Origin of the sequence: uncultured Draconibacterium sp., assembly GCF_913063105.1 — a bacterium.
Classification (GTDB): Bacteria; Bacteroidota; Bacteroidia; order Bacteroidales; family Prolixibacteraceae; genus Draconibacterium.
In genome coordinates this window covers 169,124-191,878 of the sequence record NZ_CAJXYQ010000008.1, presented here as the reverse complement: position 1 = coordinate 191,878, position 22,755 = coordinate 169,124, and the positions used below count along the sequence as shown (strand labels likewise).

18 protein-coding genes, 1 tRNA gene and 1 pseudogene are annotated in these 22,755 nt (G+C 39.5%); 6 read left to right on the top strand and 14 right to left on the bottom strand.

Annotated elements, in window-relative coordinates:
* Position 1: 1 nt before the first annotated feature.
* From QZ574_RS10450 to QZ574_RS10435, 4 genes are read right to left on the bottom strand one after another with little or no spacing between them, the layout of a single operon-like run.
* Positions 2-727 carry a hypothetical protein gene (locus tag QZ574_RS10450; protein WP_297089428.1) on the bottom strand — a complete coding sequence of 242 codons (726 nt, stop codon included), beginning with the start codon at positions 725-727 and terminating at the stop codon, positions 2-4.
* A gap of 39 nt (positions 728-766) precedes the next feature.
* Positions 767-1,360, bottom strand: coding sequence for a hypothetical protein (locus tag QZ574_RS10445; RefSeq protein WP_297089427.1), 594 nt, complete (start codon positions 1,358-1,360; stop codon positions 767-769).
* Between the two features lie 12 nt (positions 1,361-1,372).
* A complete protein-coding gene (locus QZ574_RS10440; protein ID WP_297089426.1) occupies positions 1,373-2,557 on the bottom strand; it encodes a restriction endonuclease subunit S in 1,185 nt (394 codons plus the stop codon).
* A gap of 4 nt (positions 2,558-2,561) precedes the next feature.
* Positions 2,562-4,127: a type I restriction-modification system subunit M gene (locus tag QZ574_RS10435; RefSeq protein ID WP_297089425.1), complete on the bottom strand. Its 1,566-nt coding sequence runs from the start codon at positions 4,125-4,127 to the stop codon at positions 2,562-2,564.
* A gap of 277 nt (positions 4,128-4,404) precedes the next feature.
* Here QZ574_RS10435 and QZ574_RS10430 point away from each other — a divergent pair, with 277 nt between their 5' ends.
* From QZ574_RS10430 to QZ574_RS10420, 3 genes are all read left to right on the top strand, one after another.
* Positions 4,405-5,673 carry a hypothetical protein gene (locus tag QZ574_RS10430; protein WP_297089424.1) on the top strand — a complete coding sequence of 423 codons (1,269 nt, stop codon included), beginning with the start codon at positions 4,405-4,407 and terminating at the stop codon, positions 5,671-5,673.
* 255 nt (positions 5,674-5,928) lie between these two features.
* Entirely contained in the window at positions 5,929-6,162 is a 234-nt protein-coding gene (locus QZ574_RS10425; RefSeq protein ID WP_297089423.1) for a hypothetical protein, read from the top strand.
* A 238-nt stretch (positions 6,163-6,400) separates the two neighbouring features.
* Positions 6,401-6,673, top strand: a complete 273-nt coding sequence (locus tag QZ574_RS10420; RefSeq protein ID WP_297089422.1) for a hypothetical protein — start codon at positions 6,401-6,403, stop codon at positions 6,671-6,673.
* Positions 6,674-7,460: 787 nt separating this feature from the next.
* Here QZ574_RS10420 and QZ574_RS10415 read toward each other — a convergent pair.
* Positions 7,461-8,429 (bottom strand): hypothetical protein, encoded by a 969-nt coding sequence (locus QZ574_RS10415; RefSeq protein ID WP_297089421.1) that lies wholly within the window; start codon positions 8,427-8,429, stop codon positions 7,461-7,463.
* Positions 8,430-9,655: 1,226 nt separating this feature from the next.
* Positions 9,656-10,879 (bottom strand): tyrosine-type recombinase/integrase, encoded by a 1,224-nt coding sequence (locus tag QZ574_RS10410; protein WP_297089420.1) that lies wholly within the window; start codon positions 10,877-10,879, stop codon positions 9,656-9,658.
* Positions 10,880-11,002: 123 nt separating this feature from the next.
* On the opposite strand from QZ574_RS10410, the gene QZ574_RS10405 reads away from it, so the two are divergent.
* From QZ574_RS10405 to QZ574_RS19445, 3 genes are all read left to right on the top strand, one after another.
* Positions 11,003-11,089: transfer RNA gene (locus QZ574_RS10405), tRNA-Leu, on the top strand.
* A 400-nt stretch (positions 11,090-11,489) separates the two neighbouring features.
* Positions 11,490-11,759: a hypothetical protein gene (locus QZ574_RS19450; protein WP_363313948.1), complete on the top strand. Its 270-nt coding sequence runs from the start codon at positions 11,490-11,492 to the stop codon at positions 11,757-11,759.
* Positions 11,722-12,021, top strand: a complete 300-nt coding sequence (locus QZ574_RS19445; protein ID WP_363313946.1) for a phage integrase SAM-like domain-containing protein — start codon at positions 11,722-11,724, stop codon at positions 12,019-12,021. The genes QZ574_RS19450 and QZ574_RS19445 overlap by 38 nt, the downstream gene beginning before the upstream one ends.
* Positions 12,022-12,099: 78 nt before the next feature.
* Here the strand turns inward: QZ574_RS19445 and QZ574_RS10400 are convergent, their stop codons facing one another.
* The 8 genes and pseudogenes from QZ574_RS10400 to QZ574_RS10365 form a co-directional block, all read right to left on the bottom strand.
* Entirely contained in the window at positions 12,100-12,399 is a 300-nt protein-coding gene (locus QZ574_RS10400; protein ID WP_297089419.1) for a type II toxin-antitoxin system RelE/ParE family toxin, read from the bottom strand.
* Positions 12,392-12,640: a type II toxin-antitoxin system ParD family antitoxin gene (locus QZ574_RS10395; protein ID WP_297089418.1), complete on the bottom strand. Its 249-nt coding sequence runs from the start codon at positions 12,638-12,640 to the stop codon at positions 12,392-12,394. The genes QZ574_RS10400 and QZ574_RS10395 overlap by 8 nt, the downstream gene beginning before the upstream one ends.
* Before the next feature lie 186 nt (positions 12,641-12,826).
* Positions 12,827-13,600: pseudogene (locus QZ574_RS10390) on the bottom strand (aldose epimerase family protein).
* Positions 13,601-13,676: 76 nt separating this feature from the next.
* Positions 13,677-14,357 (bottom strand): TonB-dependent receptor plug domain-containing protein, encoded by a 681-nt coding sequence (locus QZ574_RS10385; RefSeq protein WP_297089417.1) that lies wholly within the window; start codon positions 14,355-14,357, stop codon positions 13,677-13,679.
* Between the two features lie 22 nt (positions 14,358-14,379).
* Positions 14,380-16,797 carry a glycoside hydrolase family 3 N-terminal domain-containing protein gene (locus QZ574_RS10380; RefSeq protein ID WP_297089416.1) on the bottom strand — a complete coding sequence of 806 codons (2,418 nt, stop codon included), beginning with the start codon at positions 16,795-16,797 and terminating at the stop codon, positions 14,380-14,382.
* 18 nt (positions 16,798-16,815) lie between these two features.
* Complete coding sequence (locus tag QZ574_RS10375; RefSeq protein WP_297089415.1) at positions 16,816-19,629, bottom strand: heparinase II/III family protein; 2,814 nt, start codon at positions 19,627-19,629, stop codon at positions 16,816-16,818.
* Positions 19,630-19,715: 86 nt separating this feature from the next.
* Positions 19,716-21,335, bottom strand: coding sequence for a sulfatase (locus QZ574_RS10370; protein WP_297089414.1), 1,620 nt, complete (start codon positions 21,333-21,335; stop codon positions 19,716-19,718).
* A 30-nt stretch (positions 21,336-21,365) separates the two neighbouring features.
* Complete coding sequence (locus tag QZ574_RS10365) at positions 21,366-22,736, bottom strand: family 43 glycosylhydrolase (RefSeq protein ID WP_297089413.1); 1,371 nt, start codon at positions 22,734-22,736, stop codon at positions 21,366-21,368.
* Positions 22,737-22,755 lie beyond the last annotated feature (19 nt).

Below are 22,755 nucleotides of genomic sequence, written 5' to 3'. Positions count from 1 at the left end.
TCTATTTTAGCCGATTATATTTTCGACATTTCTCGTAAAAATCAGATAGAAATTCTCTGGATTGCGAATCTGTAAATGTCGATATCCAATCTTCATACGTTAGCACGATTATCTCACATTTTTTCACCTTACTTAAAACGGCTGACTCATTAACACGAACCTCATGATTCTCATCATAAAGTTCAAAACGGGATTGAATTTGATTGTAGACGAAAGTTTTATCGACTTTAGGGACAATACCATGTTTTTCTTTCATTTGTTCGGGAATAACAACTACAAAAAATATTTTGCAATCGGAGGCTCTTGTGTTGTGGGCTATACAAGCAATATTCCTACTCGCCTGATTATAGTCTTTCACATAGGTTGTCCCAGCACTAAGATTACTCTTCATTTTTGCCTCAATTATCCCGAATACCCTAGCATCGTTAGGAATATCAATCTCTCCTCGAACCTCGTAGTCGACATTAAAGTCACCGAGTGCAACATCAGCATGGGTGTACCCTTCACGGTATGGCTGAGCCACCTCTAGTATGAAAGGACTGGACATTAAAGCCTCTGATGTCCAGTTTTTTATCATACTAAAGTCTAGGTTAACCACATTGATCTGGTGTTTAATTGAATAATGAACCAATAACCTTGTCATCCATCCTTCGTTATAAATTTCGGTTGGATTAATGTTTGGTTGCTCTGTTTGTATACTTTCAACTATTTTGATAAAGGCTTCCATATTTATTTTTACACAAACATCTTCTGCAACAGTCCCTTCTTAAAGGTTTTGGTCTGCTCCAAGCGGTAGTTTATCCAGAATTCTATTTTGCGACTTTATTTTTTCATACAATTTCCCAATCTCTATCTCCTTGTCATAAAAGCTAAGAATAAATTCTGCTTCGTCCTTTCTTCTGCAGGAAAGCACGGAGACAAGTAACCTAAGTTGCAAGTGAAAATTGTCCTGATAAATCTGAAAAATTCTTTTGTCAAAATCAATTTCACGGTTTTCAATCCTGATTTCGAGAGGCAATGGTTTTCTCCTTAAATCCTGATTAAAAAAAGACCACGTCCAATTTCCCATATTAATTGTGCCAACTTGAACCTCCTTATAACTATTGACTGTGATCGCCTTCAGAAATGTTTCCATCTTTTGTGAGTTTGGCTTATAACTTATACGGGGAAATATAATTGCCATTGAGTAATCATTATTAGTCAGGAAATCATCCTTTGTTCGCATCTCTATTTTACCACTAGTGAAGACAACATAATAAACTGGTGGCAGGGGCATGACACTATGTTTCAGTTTGTCCTCTCCAAGTTCAGAGATAACGACACCTACCTTTTCTTTTACTACTTGTTTTATATCATCCATTTCTTACTTTTTTTACACAAACATCTTCTGCAACAGTCCCTTCTTAAATGTTTTGGTCTGCTCCAGTTGGGTGTTTACCTGTTCAATTTTAGTATCGAGTGCCGATAAAAAGTCGGCTATTTTATGCTGCTCTTCGAGGCAGGGACACAAAACAATTGTTTTCTTAAGGTCTGTCTGATTTATGCTTGCCTGATTCACTGCACGGTTACATATCCTTTCGAAATAGTTCTTCATCTGTTTGCGTGAAAGTTGGTAATATATGAACTGATTATCGAATGCTTTATCCACTCGAATATTGAGCAGATTCATCCCGTGATATAAATTGAAATCACTATCCACACGGACTATTTTACCAATATGGGCAACACTGTTTATGTTGCTAAACAACAAATCGCCTTCTAATAAACGATAACTGGAAATGTCTTTTTGGGTATCGACATAGCCAACTTTTGCCAAATTAATTGTCCCGTCAGAAATTGTTTCAATTCTGGTCACCCTATATCCTATCTGTTCAGAGTTTTGGTCAAGACTGATCCCGTTTGTAATTTTTGAAACAATTGAATCCAATTTTTTCTCCTCCCACTCGGGAAAATTCGAACCATTGTCAGCTTTAAAGCGAATCTGCTGCGAAAAGATTTGCTGCATCACGCCTTTTTTGTAGTCCTCCAACAGCGACTTCTTGCGGGTGAGTTGCTGAATCTTGTCGTCTACAGCGGTAAGAAAGGTGGCTATTTTTTGTTGCTCTGGGAGGGAGGGATAGGACAACCTGTATGATGAAATCTGAGGTGCGGTTAATTGTGGCACTCCAGTACTTTCGATGTAAAGGTTCAGATTATTGATTGAATGTTCAAAGAAGTATATGTTCTCTTGTTGTTTTGGCTTCAATACGAGCAACCTTACAATGGGATAAAACCTGTGATCCCTTGCATGAGCAATACCAATATTTACCCCTCGCCCTGCAACTGTAACAACTCCTGCTTCGACCTTAAAAATGTCTGAGTAAGCATAAAAGCCTTTCCCTTTTTCAGCATTAGCATAAATTGGATATTTAAATTCTTCCGTCTTTACTTCGCTCACATTTTCCTTCGGCACATCTCCTCCAGCTGAAACAGAAAAGATTTTACCGATTTTTTCATTATCCCATGCCCCTTCAAACTCAGGAAACCGTAACTCTGGTATTTTTCGCTCTTCCTTCATCCTGCTAAAACGGGGTTGAGATTTTTAACTGGCGACAGAAGACAGTAATGGTATCGTCAGTGGTTTTCATGTCGCTTTCCAGTGCTTTTAATTCATCAGAAACAGCTTCCAGATCAACTGGTTCTTCCTCCTCGAAAGTATCCACGTAACGGGGGATATTGAGATTGTAGTCGTTCTCACGTACCTCATCGAGCGTGGCAGCATAACTATACTTGTCTATGGTTTCACGGCTGCTGTAGGTGTATACAATGCGTTCAATATCTTCAGTACGCAGGTAGTTCTGGTTCTTTACCTTTTCGAAATGCTGACTGGAATCGATAAACAATATGTTGTCATCCATCTCACGACACTTTTTAAACACCAGAATACAGGTAGGGATACTCGTGCCGTAAAAGATGTTGGCGGGTAAGCCAATTACGGCATCGAGGTAGTTTTTGTCTTCGATAAGGTATTTACGGATGTGTCCTTCGGCTGCACCACGGAATAGCACCCCATGTGGCATTACCACCGCCATAGTCCCGTTATCGGCAAGTTGGTGGATCATATGCTGAATAAATGCAAAATCGGCTTTACTCGATGGAGCAAGTTTACCGTATTGGCTAAAGCGGTCGTCAGACATCAGCAGCGGATTGGCACTCCACTTAGCCGAGAACGGAGGATTAGCCACCACAGCCTCAAAACGCATTTCACTGTGTTGCGGATGTTCCAATGTATCTTCCTGCCTGATATCGAAGTTAAGGTAGTGTACCCCATGTAGGATCATGTTCATTCGGGCAAGGTTGTACGTTGTACGGTTCATTTCCTGTCCGTAGAACTCCAGTTCCGACTTCATCTCACGAGCCACCCGTAACAGTAACGAACCCGATCCACAGGTAGGATCGTAAACATTGCGGAGTTTTTCCTTGTCCATTGTAACGACTTTGGCAAGGATGGTAGACACCTGTTGCGGGGTATAGAACTCACCTGCCTTTTTACCCGCACCGCTGGCAAACTGCCCGATGAGGTATTCGTAGGCATCGCCCAGTATATCTGATTCGGTATCGTTAATGCCAAAGTCGATGGCGTTTAAGTGGGTAAGCACCTTTACGATCAGTTCGTTTTTAGCTGATTCGGTTTTACCCAGTTTCGATGAGGTAAGGTCGAGGTCTTCGAACAGGTTATCGAAGTCGTCTTCGCTTTCCGTACCCATGGTACTCTGCTCGATATGGCGCAATATTGTAGTCAGGTCATCCAGAATAAACTTGCTTTTACCATTACCCTTTCCACGAGCCACAAGTGCTTCGAACAGTTCAGAAGGCTTAAGGAAGTACCCCAGATGTTCAATGGCTTCTTCTTTTACAGCTTCCAGTATCTCTTGTCCATCTTTTGTAGCCTCATCGATATGCTCAAACAGAATACCGTCCTCTTTGAGGATTTCGTTGGCATACTGGTGCATTCGTTCACTCAGGTATTTATAAAAGATGAATCCGAGCATATAGTCACGGAACTCATCAGCATTCATTTTTCCACGCAGTTCATCAGCAATGTTCCATAACTGCCTCTGGAGTAATTTCTTCTGGTCTTCGGACATAGGGTCGTAGTATATTTACATAATTATTAAAAATTGAGGTGTATAAATGTAGAAAAATTATCCAGTTAACGGGAAGAGTTGATTAAATAAAAGCCCATAATTACAACTTGACAAAAAGAGTATTCAAAAGAAGTGATTGTAAAAAAGTTAGAACTTATTCTTTGATTTCAATTATGATTAATTAACTTTAACGACCATTTTGTCAATTACTTAGCACCGAATATTTATATAGGAACACCAATAACTCTTATCGCATTGTTTAATTAAACCTATCCCTATGACAACAGAAGACACTCTTAAACGAAAAAAGGAGATTGCATCCAATTTAGTTCAGGAAATACAAGACATTGTTCAAAATGCTCAAGTATTACAAAATCACATTGGGAGGCTCAACTCTTCGGTTTTGAAAAAGGATACTGAGTTCAAAACCAATCTCACAAAATTGAACCGATTAAAAGGAACTATGGATAAGTCCATGCGTTCGTTTAATGAAAAGAAAGCCGATCTAACAAAGCTATTATATGATGCGAATCGGTATTACTCCTCCAAATACTTACCTCTTAAGGAAAAGGTGGAAGATCCTGAAACAGGCTTAAAAAAAACACTAGAACTTGCGCAAAAAGCTCAGAAAGAAATTAGCACAGTAAAAGATGAATGTTCAAAGAAATATGATCAGATAAAAACAATAACCACTGAACTCAAAAAGGAGGTTACGAAACTCAAGCATATTTCCCGTGAGATTGAAGGAATTCTATCTCACACAAAAAGAAGCAAATCATCTATTGAAGCTATAAAACAAAGAATAAGCGACATTGAAGACAAAGTTAAGACTGCCCACTCAAATATCGAAAGTGAGCTAAGCAGTTCCAAACAAAAGAGGCGTAACATAGACAAACTCAACGCTGATTCGACAAAGCTTTATGGAATGATTGAGGATTACGAAACAAAATCAAAAGAAAGACTCGACAGCATAGAAAAGATATACAACATAGCTCATAAAACAGGATTAAGCGGAGAGTTCGAAAACCGCAGAAATCAACATGAAAAAGCACAGCGAAGATGGCGAAAGTTCGTATTCGGAGTTTCATTGGTGTTACTATTAAGCCTATTCATTCTTTATGCATGTCAGTTATGGCTGAACGAATGGAATCTTAACAGTACGGTTGATATTAACTTTTATATTAGGTTTCTTATTCTGTCTCCTCTCGTATATTATCTGTATTTTTCTACAAAGCAATATAACAAAGAACGCATGTTGTTTGAACAGTATAGTTTTAAAACCACGTTGGCGATGGAAATTAACCATCATATTGAGTTGCTAATTGGACTCGATCGTTTCACTAGCCAAGACGACTCAGAAAGGATAATGACATTCATAATGCAATCTTTCGACAAGATCTACGCTGAACCCCAGAAAGATCAGGTCAAGTTCAAGATAAAACTTGCTGAACTGGAAATGAAACTGGAAAAGAAGATACTAGATAATTTACGTGTTAAGTTTGAAAAAAATCCAATTGAGGCAAAACCAAACAGACAACCTAAATAACTTATCCAAGCTTTGTCGGACTCGTTTTCTTCTCCTTGATAGACATCTCTTTTTGAGACAGTTCCAATACTCCATGCCTTGTCTATTTCTATTCGAGACTGTTCCGCAAACGAACTGGAGTATTTATTTTTACTCTACCTTTCCCCAAGTTACCGTAAGGTTGTCGGTATAATACCGCCTATTCATGGTACGATACCGCTAACGCTCAGGCGGCATATGATAACTTTACTTTCATAAAACTTAACAAATATTTTTATGAAACAATTAACCCTCCTACGAACTTTATTTGAAGGCAAAGGAGAAGTAAAAAGCTTTAACTTCAAACAACTAAACAAAACCACAAAAGCGTACATCTATGAAGTTAGTCACCCCGACGTTAAGAAGGTTCATTACGAAGTGTTTTTACGCAAAACCTATAAACCAGACAATCGAGAAATTTACCCCAGTGCAAAATCATTCGGCAAATGGGCATGGACTTTCCGAAGCTAAGATGAGGCGTTTAACAAGATGGTTGAACTGGAATAGGCACACCGTCATTACATTGTGGCTAATCTGCTTCCCTATGGGGTAGCAAACAGCGTGTTTAGGCACGATCGTCAAGTAGACGACACATTACACCAAAAACAAATCTTAACAGCTAATTTTTGATATTATGAACGATGGATTTTACGTTAAACGTGATGCTTGGCATGAGGCAATTGCTTCAATGGGATCGCCAAAGCCAAGAATGCTTCCAAGTAACTTTATGGGACAGGAAGCAAAGGACGGATGTAAATACTACAGGTATCATACAGGCGTACACTGGTATCTGTACGAAGTTACCAATATGAACACCCGAATAAAGCATTATGAGATTATAGATCGCTATGTAATCGGCAGCAACCGAAAAGATATGCGTGAGCTTTACCCGTGGGAAGAACCTACTTTAAGCGAAATACAGACCTATAGCAATCCTTACGCTGCTATGGAGCGATTTAACGAACTGCATAGGGAGTTGTAGTATACACCGTTAAACGAAGAAAGGGCAGCTCAATAACTGCCCTTTTTAATGTTAACCCCCAAACACACAGACGGTCTGAACGACCATCCATTATAAATAACGTAATTGTACAGTGCAAGGTTCGGATTAAAGGACACTTACAAGATACAATTGTTGGTAGAAGGCAATTTTTACTATCTTCATCATATCATGAGCAATAACAACAACAATGGGCAAGGCAAGAAATATAAACTCACTTCTGAGCAGCAGAAGGAACTTGAAGCAATGCCAGTCTCTGATCAGGACGTAATCGAAAGACTAATGGCAGACGGCAATTCGTTTCAGGAGGCAAAGGATGAGTTGGATCGATGGGAGGCGTTTATGTAGCCTTTTAATAACAAAGTAGAGCAAAGAATAGCTATCGAAGTCACGAACAAAACTATATATTGAAGAAGACAGCCATGGAAAACAGATACGAATTGACACCAGAACAACAGAAAGAATTAAGCGAAATGCCAACATCAGACCAAAGCGCAATCGAAAGACTGTTGGCAAGCGGAAGTTCTTTCCAAGAAGCGAAGGACGAAGTATCCGAGTGGAAGGAGTTCATGTAGGAAAACTAGTATATAGTTTAATTTGCATATCCATTGGGTAACATTTCAGTTCTTCCATAAACCTCTCCACCTGCATTTATGCAGTAGCTATTATCTACAGTCATTCTTCTCTATAAGCATTCTTTGTTATAAACATCGTATAAGGATGTTGTTCAGATGTTGTTCAGATGTTGTTCAGATGCACAGAAATATGATCAATCATTTGATCCTCGAATCTGATCCCTTAATTTCCTACCTGCCTCTCTTTCATCGCTGATAGGTTTTTTATATTCTCTTTTTCGTTCAGAAATACGGATGAGTAGTTCTTCATGATCCAATGACGAGGACAGATATATATGACGATAATCGCTTATTTTCACTAATTGCTTTTTTCTTGTCAGCGAGTTCATAATTTTATCGAACTGAAAACGCTTAGAATACTGCTCACAGAACTCATGAACCTTTGGATTCTTCTTTATCTGATTAAAGACTTCTTTGTTTTTTGCACCACAGGCTCGCATTACCACAATATTTTTGTTGGTGGCATTAAAATTTCTTTTACCTATTATTGATTTTGCTGCGGATAGAAACAAAAACTCGTGAAGAGGAAATCGCCCTTTAAACACTTCAAAAAGAAGACTCAACTTAACACTGGCATAAGCATCTGTACCGTATATTCTTTCGAAAAAATCAATTTTATTTCTTAGATCATTATACGAATTCTCTGTATCCTGTAAATCCCCCCCTGAGAACTTTAGAAAATGCTGAGCATAATTGTATGTGAACAATCGTTCGTTTTTACGAAATAATCGTTCTAGTTGATTATCATTTTCAATAATTTTAACCATCTCATCTAACTCGGTTGGCAGAAACTTCCCCTCGTCGTTCGTAAACCCGTTATAATTTTCATCGAAATCAAATCTGCCATGGTAGCTACTATCGGGGTTTTCTTCTTCCCCGTAAAATACATCCAACTGTTCTTCAACGTCATCGACCAAAAAAGGCTTATTGTTATAATACATGAATAGCACTTTTTTAACCAATTCGCCTAAGCCCATCTTGGGTTGCTGATTAATAAAACTGATAATTCCATAATCAATTATTCGGGTTGCTTCTCTTTGGGGATCTTCGAGAAGACCTGTTAGAAAATGCAAGGGGAAATTTATATATCCATTTTTCGACATAGCTCGACTTATTTTGGGTGCAAGTGTACTAACAGTTATTTAAAAAACAAAGAGAAAAACACCCCACAACAACACCCTATTCTACAATATACCAGCAAGATAGAAGATCTATATAATATATTGATGACAAAGTGGTTGGTAATCATTTTGAGATACTGAAACTTGGTATGCTTTAATTGTATTTCCTTCTATATCCAAACTCTTCGAATTATAGATCGCCCGCACTTAACATTCAATTAACATACGACTAAGTTTAATTGGTATCCTGACAAAGAGCTTATCTCATAGTGATGAACATCCAGAAAGATTGTAGTATCCGACTTTTGCCTTGAAAATGTATTGTCAGTATTTGTCAAAAATAATTTGCAAGTAAAAGAAAAACTGTCTGTATTGGTTCATCAAACTGACAGTCTCTAAATGCTTTTTATTGTTAAAGTGACTTATTAAGAATATTTAAACGTAAGAAGTAGCTATTATGATAATTGCGCAATATCGCTCTTAATAAATAGAAACGGGAATCCTGAATAGAATTCCCGCATATACACTTACATGGCAATGTTTGTTTATGACGGAACTAGTTGAGTATCTTTATTTACAATATTAGCCACTTCATTAAAAGCCTGTTCCCATGTCATCCCAATACACATTAGGCTATGAATCATTTTTTTCTCAAACTTTGTAAGTTCCTCCATTTTAACTTGCTCCTCCTCGAAAGGCATCTTCCAATTAATTAGTTTACTCATACTCTTACTCCTTCCGCCCTAAGAAAATTTTCGCCGTACATTAAAGGGAACATCATATTTCTCTGATTCTCCATAGATTCCACATACGCCCAGAACTCCCAGTCTTCTTGACGTGTTACACGATGTGTTTTTTCTTCCTCGTTTAATACAAAATACTCGTCCATACTTATCTATTATTTTTTATATAAAAATTAATCTCTCCAGTGTGAAGGTGGAACAATAGCATCGACACAATCCAAATTTTCTATTGCAAAAGTGGGACTCAGTGACCTGACCCAATCCAGTGCTATCCGTACTAAAACATAAGGATTACTTTCGCTCTTATTCGCTGGTTCAATCTTGCGATTCTCTGTTTTGATTTTACTCATACTCAAAATTACCTAATATGGCAGAGGGGATAAAAGAATTGCAACAAGAGTTCCTAACATTTATCGTCTTAGTGTGAAAAAACAATTTTGCATTTATATGTATTAATACATGTCCCTATTTTACCGACGTGAACGCCTGTATCAATGAATCATTTGTTGTTCGTTCATAACGCATCATAGTCTGGATACTCGAATGTCCAGTAAGCTTCATTACCACTGTTGGTGGGACTCCTTTTTCAAGCAATAGACTTACGCACGTTCTTCTGGCAGTATGACTTGATATAAGATCACATTTAGGTTTATTTATTGTTATTGTCTTACCTCCACTGTATCTTTTAAGTTTTACCATCTCTGTAATACCTGCCTCTCTGCAAATCGTTTTTATTGCCCTGTTAAAATACTGCGGAACGTACTTAGGGAAGCAAAACTGATGAACACTTGCTACATTATATGCAGTACTCCCCCACCCGACTAATGGAACAAGCATGTCCTTGCCTGTTTTTACCGACTGGAACTCCCAATTATTATTGTTTATCTGATCTGGCGAAAGCTGCTGCATATCCGAATAACGTTGTCCAGTAAATACTTGGAATAAAAAGCAGTCTCGAATCGGCTTAAGTTCCTTCTTTAATTTTACCTTCTGAAGTTGTTTAAGTTCCTTCTCAGAAAGAGTAACGATCTCATTTTTCACTTTTACTTTCTGCCCTAATTCTAAACATTTAGGATTGATCGAGTAATCGTTTTGAATCAGCCAACGAAGCACACATTTTAACGCTGCTAACATTTTATAGACCGTATCGTTTCGGTTCTTCCTTTCTTTGATCAGGTACAATCTAAATTCTTCCATATCAGTATAGGAAAGCTTATTCAGTGATACTTGACGTTTTAAATGTGTTTCGAAATGATTCCAGACAATAGCTAAGACTTCGTACTTCCGATTCGTTTCGGGCTTATACTCCACCTCTCTCGCTTTCAGAAAACGATTAATCGCCTCCCCCATATACATATGCAGCTCCTGACTTTTTACTGAATGGTACTCTGTTTTACCCGTTTTTATAAAAGATTTTAGACGGTGTGATAGATCAGTCCATTCAGTCACACCCTGTTGGTGAAGAGTTCTGTACTGTTTTAATACCTCAAGTTTCTTTTGTAATAGCATTTCATTCAGCTGATCCGCTCCCTCAAAAATCTCCTTGACTTGCTGATTCGATTTATCCCACGCATTTTTGGGGATAGTATGTTTCGTTGTGACTTTTAATGTGTGTGTGCGGTCATGGATCAAGCAGATTTGAATACGAGCATCAATTTTTCCCTCTCTGGCATAAAATTTTACATTCATTTGTGAAATATTTGTGAAACATTTCACTGTTTTCAGTCAAATTTGTGAAACAATAAAGACTTCTTCATCTTAAAAGCAACCACCAATAAATACTAGTTATTTGCCCTGAACACCCCGTGAATAGCCCAGTTGGTGGAATTGGTAGACACGCTAGTTTCAGGGACTAGTGCTCGCAAGGGCGTGAAGGTTCGAGTCCTTTACTGGGCACCAGGAGAAATCCAAACAAAATAAAAAGCACTTAAAATCAATATTTAAGTGCTTTTTTGTTTTCCACAGGAATCAAAAAAGCACAAAAAAAGTCATTCTAAACGAGACTTTACCGAGACCACTACTTTTTTACAACAAACTAGTCTCGGCAACTCTCATAAGTCTCTCTATTTCAAAATTTAAATTGACATGGACTGACTCTATTTGATCTTGAAAACGAGCCCATAAAAGGGTATTTTTAAGCTACAATCGAGACCAATTTTTTCTTTAACCTTAAAAATGAAAAAAGATGAGATTGACTATTAACTTTATTGTGAAAAAAGCGAGACAGAAAATTAATGGAGAAATTCCAGTTTATGTAAGATTTACGTTAGATTCCAAACGCGTTTAGCTTTCTACAGGTATTTATTGTCATCCTGATAAATGGGATGAATCCGGACAACATTTCAGCGGAAGAAATGAAAGAGCCCAAATCCTGAGTAACAGATTGAGTAAGATTCAAAATGAGATTCAGGATCATTACAATTTACTAAAATCTTCAGGAGAAGATTTCGATGTAATTACCATTAAAAATAGGATACGAAACATCGATGACTGCGAAGGTATTCTAAAAGTATTTGACTACTACTTGAAGAATATGCACGAGAAAGGATTATCCTCTAGAGAAAGTTGATTACAAATTTCTTGAAGCCTTTGATGTTTTCCTAAAGAAAGAGTACAAGGTCCATCAGAACACAGCCTGGAACTATCATAAACATACAAGGCGTGTGCTTAACTTAGCTGTTTCTATGGATTTGATTAAGAAAAATCCTTACTCCAAATACAAAGTTCCTCTTGCCGAAACAAATGGAGTCAAGATTAACATAAAGACAGATACCATATCGAGCAGTAGACGAATACGGGATACAATAGATTTTGCCCTGACCGCGACTTAACATACGATTAAAATACAAGAGGAGTGTTTGGGATATGGGCATTGCATCTAATCAGAATCTTTATTATTGAGCGTACTTTTATTCTGTTATTCTACTCTTTAAGTCCATTTGTTCGTGCAGAATTCTTGTTATCTCAATCGGGTTATCACTTGATTTGCGATAAAAAATAATGTGTCGGTTTACTTTTAACCCAAACAATTCTGAAGTTATTCCAACATAGTTTTTACCGAGTTCGGGATTATTGGCAATGTCTTGGCAGCTGCTAATTAACATTTCATAGTATTTGTCAGCTTGGTATTCGGACCAGGTATCAAATGTGTAATCCCAAATTTCATTTAAGTCTTCAACAGCTTTATTGGTCAATTTGTATTTAGCCATTCCTTTTCCTTTTGGCTTTCAATTGCTCAAGATTCTTTTGGGGGTCAAAATCGTGTGCAATTCCACTATCAATTCCTTCCTGAATAGCATTTCTTAGGGCAATAGCTTTACTTTCCTCATTTTCTAAAAGCCTAAGACCTGCACGAATAACTTCGCTAACATTTTTATATCGTCCAGCAGAAACCTGCGTCTGTACAAATTGGTCAAAATAATTGCCTAGTGATATTGAAGTATTTTTCATTTTCAATGTTTTTTCCAAAAATACCAAATATTGGTAAATACTCCAAACAAGTACTCTTAAGTCAACCCTGAAATGGGTGTCAAAAGGCGTATTTATGTATAAAAATTATAGGACAATAAGGATTTAAACTTTTACTTATGACAATTGTATAAGCAAAAAAATTCTTAATGATAAATCTCACAAAAACTAATTATCAACATCAAACTTATAAACCGACTTCGTTTTATACGTCTTCCCAGGCTTTAAAATTATTGATGGAAACGCTTTCTGGTTAGGCGAATCTGGAAAATGCTGGGTTTCCAAAGCAAACGACTCACGGTAATTGAATGTTTTTCCAAGCTTGCCAGTATCGGAGCCATCGAAAAAATTACCACCGTAAAACTAAATTCCCGGTTCTTCAGTGAATACCTCCATTTTCACACCACTTTTGGGTGAAATTACTGTAGCCGCGAATGTCATTCCGCCATTTCCTTTGTTCAACTCAAAATTATGGTCGTAGCCCATGCTGTTTATAAGTTGCTGGTTACTTTCCTGTTGGTCTAAATCTTTGCCAACTGCTTTTCCTTTTCTGAAATCGAATGGCGTTCCCTCAACCGTTACGTTTTCACCTAGTGGAATTAATGTTTCATCAACGGCAGTGTACTTATCTGCATTCAAGGTTAAAATATGGTCATTTATGGTTCCGTTGGCCTCGCCACCTAAATTAAAGAAAGCGTGATTGGTAAGGTTTACCGGAGTGGCTTTATTGGTAGTGGCTTTGTATTTCATTACCACTTCATTCTTAACAGTAAGTTCGTACGCAACTTCAACATTCAAATCCCCGGGATAGCCCATTTCACCATCTTTCGATAAATAAGTAAGCACAATTGAAGTTTCGCTTGCCGATTTCACCTCCCAAACCTGGTTATGAAATCCCTTGGGACCACCGTGTAAATGATTAGGTCCATTGTTTAAAGGCAGTGTATAAGTTTCTTTAAGTACATAATTTACGTTATTGGTTTAAATAATTTATGACAACTTTAAAGCTAATAAAAATTTAATCTCCTCCTTTTTTAGTGGTGATAAGTATAACACCAGCTGCTCCTCTGCTACCATAAATTGCAGCAGCACCATCTTTTAATATATCAATACTTTTAACATCATATGGCATTAACCTGTCGAGTTCATCTGAATCACTCACAACTCCATCAACTACAATAAGAACACTTGAACTGTTGATTGAATGTTCGCCACGTATTGTAATTTCTTTGCCTACTACTTCAACACCAGCTGATATGCCTCGAATTAGGTCATACATATTCGAGTAATCGGAAAAATTATCTTGTTTGTTTTGTAGTGATGACACAGCAAAAAGTTTGTCTCTATCGCTTATGTGCCCATAGCCGGCGGCAATTTCTACATTTTTAATACCCGATTTAAAACTCAAATTAACCAAAGCCAATTTGGCTTTCTCATCAATCTTAACTTTTCTGGAAACAAAACCGTTGGCACTTACTTTTAGCTTATCATTTTCAGCGCAGGTAACTTCAAAACGACCAAAAGTATCAGTAAGAGTAATTTGTTTCGAACTTAAAACTTTTACCCCGGCATTTATTAGCGGGATACTATCGAAAGTAGTTACCAGGCCTTTAATTGTTCTCTCCTGCGATTTTGAAAGCACAGGCAACAAACCCAGAAGTACAATTATAATAAAATGGTTAAAATTTAGGTTTTTCATGATTTTTACTTATTCGGTAACGTTAGTTAAGAAGTATTTTAAATTCGTCTTTTAACCTGATATCTTCCGAAGAAGCACCTACCAAAACCTGGAATTTTCCCGGTTCAACAGTCCAGTTCATATTAATATCCAGGATTTTTAAATCATCGGGGCTTAGCGTAAACGAAACAGTTTTTGTCTCTCCCGGTTTTAAATGAACACGCTTGAATCCACGCAATACCGATTCGTAAGTTGTTACGCTGCTCACTTCATCTTTCAGGTATAGCTGAACAATTTCATCGCCGGCAACTTCGCCCGTGTTTGTTACATTGAAGCTAACTGATACGTCTGCCTGGGCATGTAGTTCTTTTGCACTTAATTGTAGGTTGCTGTACTCGAAAGTGGTGTAGCTTAAACCATAACCAAAAGGATACAAGGCTCCAACAACGCGGGTATTTCCATAACCGTTTGGCCCCACCCCCGGTTGTCCGGCATGCGAACCCGGTTTAAATGGGAAACTCAAAGGAATTTGCCCGACCGATTTTGGAAAAGTAATGGATAGTTTTCCTCCAGGATTATAATCACCAAACAGTGTTTCGGCAATTACATTTCCACATTCAGTTCCCGGAAACCAGGCTTCCAAAATAGCTGGCACGTATTTGTCCTCCCAGTTAATGGTTAGCGGTTGTCCGTTAATTAAAACCAGCACTACCGGTTTTCCGGTGGCATACAAGGCGCGAACCAATTCCGACTGACGACCGGGTAAACCCAGACCAGTGCGCGATAAAGATTCGCCTACACGTTTTTCATCTTCGCCTACCACAGCAATAATCACATCCGACTGTTTGGCTTTTTCAACGGCAGCAGCAATTCCGGCCTGCTCTTCTTCCGAAAGTGGTGTGTAAATAATCTCGCTTCCCGGCCAGTTTGGGTCAATAATATCGCAGCCCTGAATATAATCAACCTGAGCCTTGTTGCCTGCATATTTTTTTATTCCTGCAAATACCGATGTCGATGGATTTTCGGCAGGACCATAACGGCTGTAGGTAAAGCTGGTTTCATCGGCCAATGGCCCTGTTACCAGAATCTTATCCACTTTTTCAATATCAAGAGGCAATAATTTATTTTCGTTTTTTAACAGGACTAGCGATTGCTGGTTAATTTTTTTCGAGAAAGCAGCATCTGCATCCGTGTGTACCAAAGAGTTGGCGGCTTCAGTATCTTCAACATACGGGTTATCAAACAATCCCAATTCAAATTTTACGCGCAACACGTCGGCAACTCGGGCATCAACCGTTTTCATCGACAATTTTCCTTCGGCGATTAATTCGCGTAAAGGCTCGATAAATGATTCAGGCGTGCGGAAAGTGGTACGCACATTTAATCCGGCCTCAATTACCTGACGAACGGCATCTTTATAGTCGGGAGCTACGCGGTGCTTGTCCGAAACATATTCAACGGCCTCGCTATCGGAAACCACATAACCGGTAAAGCCATATTGTTGACGTAGTAATTCAGTCAAAAAATAGTAGCTCGATGAAACCGGAACGCCGTCGTAATCGTTGTAGCTACTCATTACTCCCATTGGCTTGGCTTCCTGAATTACCCTGCGAAAAGGATACAGGTAAAGCTGGTGCATTTCGCGCGGTGCCACGTGTGGATCGGTACGGGCATCGCCATCGCGGGCGCCTTTGGGCACACTGTAAACCGCAAAGTGTTTTATGGTTGATGCCACGCCCTGCGACTGAATTCCTTCCACCATTTGTTTGCCCATTTCAGCAATATGAAAGGGTTCTTCGCCATAACATTCCAATACGCGGCCCCAACGTTGGTCGGTAGCCACATCTAAAATTGGTGCATAAATATTGGTGTAGCCCAAGGCTTTTGCTTCGCGGCCCACCATCTCTCCGGCCTCTCGAACCAGTTCTTTGTTCCAGGTTGAACCGATACCAATTGGTGCGGGAAGCGGAGTCGCTTTTTTATGACACAAACCATGCACTCCTTCGTTGGTAAAATCTACCGGAATTCCCATTCGGGTTTCTTCAATAAACCACTTTTGCATAATATTAATGGCCTCGGCGTGGTTGCTAAAAGGGTAAGCATGTTCGGTATGTGTAGAAGGCCTTCCCTGAATGGTGTTCAGGTGTTCGTCGATATTACCAATACCATCTTTCCACACGCGGTTTTTCCATTTTTCGTTGGGTAACTCGTCTTCCAACACCCTCGAAAAACCATAAAGCGTATTTAGCTGACAGGTTTTTTCTTCCACATTCATCAGTGAAATCAGGTTATTTACCCGGTCTTCCACTTTTTGTTCAGGGTCTTCAAAAATATCTTTCACCCCGTTTTTATTAAAGTCTATCCAGCCCTGTTTGTAAATCGAATCCTCTTTCTTTTTCATCCCCGAGCCAAGTATCAAAACCGATAACAGCATGGCGATAGGTAATAGTCTCTGCTTCATGGTAATATCTTATTTTATCTATTTTTTCAGTACAATAACTGCCTTTTCAAATGGTTTTTCAAATTTGAAATCAATTCGGTTTGGATTATTGCGGTTCAAATTCCCTTTGCGTTTTTCCACAAGTTTTCCGTTTTCGTAAATTTCAACGTATTCGGGCTGCAGTTTTTTAGGCATTCCAATTAATACGGGTTTATCATTCTGAATTTGGAAACCTCTGGCACAAATTTCGATTGAAGTGGTTACCGGCTCGCCAAACGTGCAAATTTCCCATCCAGCAGCTGCATAACGCGTAATTCCGGAAGTAAAAATAAAGTCGGGGGTGTTGTTTTCAGACACACGTTTAATACTTAATAAACCTTTCTGATAAAACCCATCCAGGTTAACCACATCGTTTTCAGAAGTAGTTGCAACAATCGAATCTACTGTAACTCCGTTGCTGTGGGTAACATTTATAAACTGTGCAGCATTATTTTCTGCAATTTCAGGATAAGCTACCTTGGCAACTACTTTTTCTCCTCCATCAACGTAAGGATTATAAACCACCACAAAAGGCTTAATCCATGCTTCTCCATCCTTTCGAATAACCAAAGCAGGTACTTTTGCTTCGCGTATCTCGGCAGAAACAGTAGCTTTATTTAAGGCATGAGATTGCGGCCCGTTAACCGAAAAATAGGTCCTGTTCTCGTTGCCTTTTATCCAAAGCTTCATCATTTTAGTTGGATTTTTTGCGCTTTCCAGTTTAAACTCAGCCGTTAAATTTGCTGAAATAGAAACAGATGTTTCATCAGTAAAATAGGTGTATGCTTTTATGTTGCCCTCTGCGTTCAAGTGGTTTGACACATCTAAAGAAAGAGGTGCTGTATTTTCATCGAACAGCTTAAGCGACTGCCCAAGGTTGTGATAGAAATACTCGTGCTTTTGGTTTTCAGCGCCCGGCCTTTCCGATCGGAAAATATCGAGTACATAAGGTTTTCCTGATTTACCGGTAATTAATGCGGTAAGTCGGTTTTGATTGGCCAAAGTTGCCGGCTCCACAAACGACACATCAGAAAAAGTTACTTGCTTAAAGATATTGTCTTTATCTCCCGATTCAGGGAAATGAAATTCCATGGTAAACGGATGACGAACGCGCATAGCTTCGCTGTCGGAAATACCATCGACAACTACGGTGTTGTGAGCCGGATAGCGTGAGTAATAATTACGGTGATCTTCGTGCCAATAGCTTGGCCCTTTGCTCATATCGGGCGCAATTACCTGGTTATCGGCATACATTTCAATAGCCACCCCGTTGGCATGTGCATGGTTACCCATGGCGCCAAAAGTTGAAACTACCGTGGCATTGTCATCACTTCCCATTCGTTGCATAAACCAACTAACATTGGGGGCGTAAAATGTTGGCGAAGTTAGACTGGTGATTAGCTCTTCTTTTGTTTTTTCCTCTGTTTCCACCAAATTGTCAACGTAGAAAAACAATTCGAATAAACCTTTTCCTCTGTGCTTCAGCTCATCTTTTGAGAGGCTTTTATACAAGGCTGTAATCTTTTTCTCCTTGTCTTCTTTGTTGTATTTCCGGTAGTTGGCAATCAGGTACTCAAAACTTTCTGACGGAAGAGACTGGTGACGAGAATCGCCAAATGCAACAATACCACCATCGGGGAAAAGGTATTGAAACGAAGATAGCGTTGCTTTTTCCACTACCGGGAAATTCTTAAACTCATCCGCATTGGTAGCATTATCAAGCAAGGTGAGGATTTTCAGTAAGGTTTCGGTTACGTGCATGGAGTAAGAAGCACACTCGGGCCACATAGCTGTTTTGTAATCGTAATTACCAACGGCTTCTTTTAATGCAATCTGACGATCTGTAGAGGTAGTAAAAGTATGATCGAGGTAATATTGCTGGCCTTTACCGTTTTCGTAATAGTTATTATCATCAAGTGCCAAAGCAATGTAAGTTAAAAAACGCGCCTGAAAGAAGTTCCAGTTGTTATCGGGCACTCCGTTTTTAATAATCTGGTCGCCCCACTTCTGAAAAACGGCTGCAGACATGGTCATATCGTGCCCATTGGCTTTAAGGTAATCAAACATAAAATCGTAAATCAGGGTAAGCGAAACCACAATTTGCTCGTGAATAACTTCAAAAGTTGCCAGTCCTGAAATGCGTTGCTGGCTCGAGTTATTTAGGTCTACCGGAGCCTCGCGGTAAAACATGCCTTGTATGTAAGTATCGTAAACCGGAGCTGCAAATTCGGCATATTTTTTATCGCCTGTTAGCCAATATAAAAAAGCGGCATTTTCAGCCAAAGCCATAATTTTTCGGTTTATACCCTCAATTCCGTGCCCCACTTTCGACGGATGCACCCATTCCATTTCTCCGGTTTCTTTACTTTTCACATACATTCCGCGCTCATCATCAAAATAAGGCTGCAAATCCTCCAAGGATGGAAAGCGGTAGTTGGAAGCCCAGTCTCGGGTTCCTGAAAAACGAACGGTTGGCACAGGAGCTTCGCCCTCGGAATGCGAGAAATCGCCACCTTTCAAAAACACTTTGTCGTGTTTTGTAAGCCAGTTCATTTGCAGGCGCGAAAGCAACCAGTCGGGTTCCGACTTACACAATTTTACGTATTTATCGATATTTGCTTTCTTCTCCTTCACAATGGCTTTTTTCCATTCAATTTGTTCGGCATTTTTGACAAGATTTTGCTGGGCGTTTTTATTACCGTATATGCGCGGATGATTATCAGGGCTTGCCATTGTACTTTCCTGCGCGTAAAGCACAGATGAAAAGAACAATAAAAAAATAATTAATTTGTATTTTATGGTATTTTTATTCATTCGTTTCAAATTGATTCTCGATGTACAAAGAAATTCACAACTACTCCGCACGTCATTAATATTGTATTTATCGGTCTGTTTTTTTATTAATGGCTTGGCGTATCACGATTTAAAAAGTCGTGCAAATAGGTACTGTCCAATGCCGGTGTATCCTGATATTTTATGCGTAAATCATTCAACTTAATGGTTAACTCCTCCACAACTTCTTTGTAGGCCGGATCGTTGTACACATTGGTCATTTCGTTGACATCTTTTTTGCGGTCGTATAATTCCCACTCGTCCACATCGTAATAAAAATGCACCAGTTTGTAGTCTTCGGTAACAATACCGCAATGGCGTTTTACCATGTGCACCGATGGGTATTCGTAGTAGTGATAATAAGCTGCATCGCGGAAATTTTCGGTTTCGCCTTTAAACAACGGCACCAGGCTTTCGCCCTGCATATCTGATGGCGCCTCAACACCTGCCGCCTCCAAAAAGGTTTGGGCAAAATCGAGGTTTTGTACCATTTGCGTGTTGGTGGTATTGGGAGTAATTACGTTTGGCCAGCGCACCAGCAAAGGCGTTTTAAACGATTGGTCGTAAATAAAACGTTTATCGAACCAACCGTGCTCACCCAAATAAAAGCCCTGATCGGAAGTATATACGACAATGGTATTTTCGGTCAGGCCTTGTTCGTCTAAATAATCGAGAACATTGCCAACACCTTCGTCAACTGCAGCAATGGTTCCCAAATAGTCTTGCATGTAACGTTGGTAGCGCCATTGCATCAACTCTTTTCGCGACATTTTTTTGTAGTTATCTCGAAACCACTCGTTAATCGGTCCGTAAACGGCATCCCATTTGGCACGCTGTTCGGGGTTTTGACGACCTACCTCGCGGGCAAAAGCCGATTTGTCCCAGTCGCAGGTCTCGGGTATTCCCAGTTCATCCATTAACTCGGGAGTGATTTTCGAGTCGCCGGCCCAGTTCATGTGGTCTAGCAGATTCATCTCGGCAGTTTTAGCAGCTGTTCCCCTCCCCTCATAATTATCGAATAAAGTTTCCGGCTCCGGGAAAGTCTTCTTGGTGAATTCTTTGTAATACCGCTCAGCCGGCAACCACTCGCGATGCGGTGCTTTATGCAGGTAAAACAACATAAATGGTTTTTCCTTGTTTCGTTCTTTATCCAGCCAATCAATGGTCATGTCGGTAATAATATCGGTGGTGTATCCTTCAACACGCACTTTCCCATTGTTTTTAGTAATAAAATCGGGATTATAATAAGCTCCCTGTCCGGGTAAAATTTTAAACTGGTCGAAACCTTTTGGACTATTTCCAAAATGTAGTTTCCCGAACATTGCAGTTTGGTATCCGGCATCCTGTAATAGTTGCGGAAAAGTGATCTGTGTGGTATCAAACGGAAAATAATTGTCGGTTTTCCCATTAATGTGCGTGTGTTTTCCGGTTAAAATAACGGCACGAGATGGTGCACAAATGGAGTTGGTAACACAGGCGTTGGTAAACATCATCCCCTCATTGGCAATCCGGTCGATATTTGGGGTTTGTGTTAGCTTATCGTCGTATACACTAATCGCCTGGTAGACATGGTCGTCGGACATTATAAAAATGATGTTTGGACGTTGGGGTTCTTCTTTGTTAATTTCTTTAACCTCACACGAATACGTAACCCAGGCTAAAAGAACTATTAAAATCGTAATTTTCATTTCTATTTATTTTGTTTTTCAATTCTTGTATTATTTCGTTAATTCCTCATTCTCAAATACCTGTTCTAATTTAATGTAATCGAGCGCAAAATAACCTTCCGATGGTTTCCAGTTACTGCGGAGAATTCTAACCAGGTTATCTCCGGCTTTTAATTCTACAATGCCAAAGTCGATTTCGCGAAAGGTTTCAGACTGAGGAAACTTAAACTCGCGGTATTGCCGGCTGTTAATCAGAACGTCGTGATTGGAGTCGCCATCGGGTGAAGCATAACTAACTATAAATCTATATTTTGCGGGCTTTGCAACCTGTGCCAAAATAGAAACATGGTCGTACGGATTATCGAAATTGGTAATATAGCCCTTACCACTGTATCCTTCTATCCAGGTATCCACATTTACATTATACAGCTCTCCGCCTGCTGCAAAACCGTTTTCGGCTTCCAGTTTCAAGGTTGTTTTGGTTCGTTTTGCATTTCCCAAACCTGCTTTCGAAGGTACAATTGGAATGATATTTCCCTCCTCGTCGTAGTTTATATAATCGGCCATTACACAACGGGTTTCGCTTAAACCACCCGATAGCCAGGCGCTGTGGTAGAACATTATATCTTTTCCTTTGTAAGTTACCGTGCCACCGTGGTTGGTTCCACTCTGTCCCTCAAAGTCATCGATAAAACAACCTTTAAATTCATAAGGGCCCAGTGGTTTATCGGCAACAGCGTAAAACATTTTCTCAGGCCAGCGGCGCGGCGTTAACCCCGGATAAGTAAGGAAGTATTTCCCCTTGTATTTATGAACCCAGGGGCCTTCAAATACATGGGTGAGTTGTGGGGTTAAATCCACATAGGTTTCCGGCTTTATCGACATCAGGTCGGCATTTAGCTCGGCGGCAAAACATTTGCGGTCGTGCCCCCAAAACAGGTAGGGTGTTCCATCCTCATCGATGTAAAGCGCCGGATCCTGTCCGAACTCCACACCTTTTACATAGCCCAGGTCGGTAAAAGGTCCTTCGGGAACATCGCTACGTGCAATTCCGGTTCTGAACAATCCAATCCCGGCCTCTTTCATACAATAAATGAGGTAGTATTTTCCTCGATAGTATGCGGCATCCAATGCCCAGGCGTGGCTCTCGGCCCAATCCACATTCTCCAGGTGCAAAATACGGCCATGGTCGGTCCAGTTTACCAGGTCGGTGGTAGAAAAGCAATGGTAACCGGTCATTCCGTAATGATTATTCGAGCCGGGTTCATCATGCGATGTATATACCCATAACCGATCATCGTTGGGCCAAACATGTGGCGAAGGATCGGCTGTAAAAACGTGGGTAAATACGGGGTTTTGAGCGTAAGCGGCAATAACCAGCAAACTAAAAATCAAAAAGCTGATTGTTTTTTTATTATTCATTTGTCTTCTCATTTTCATC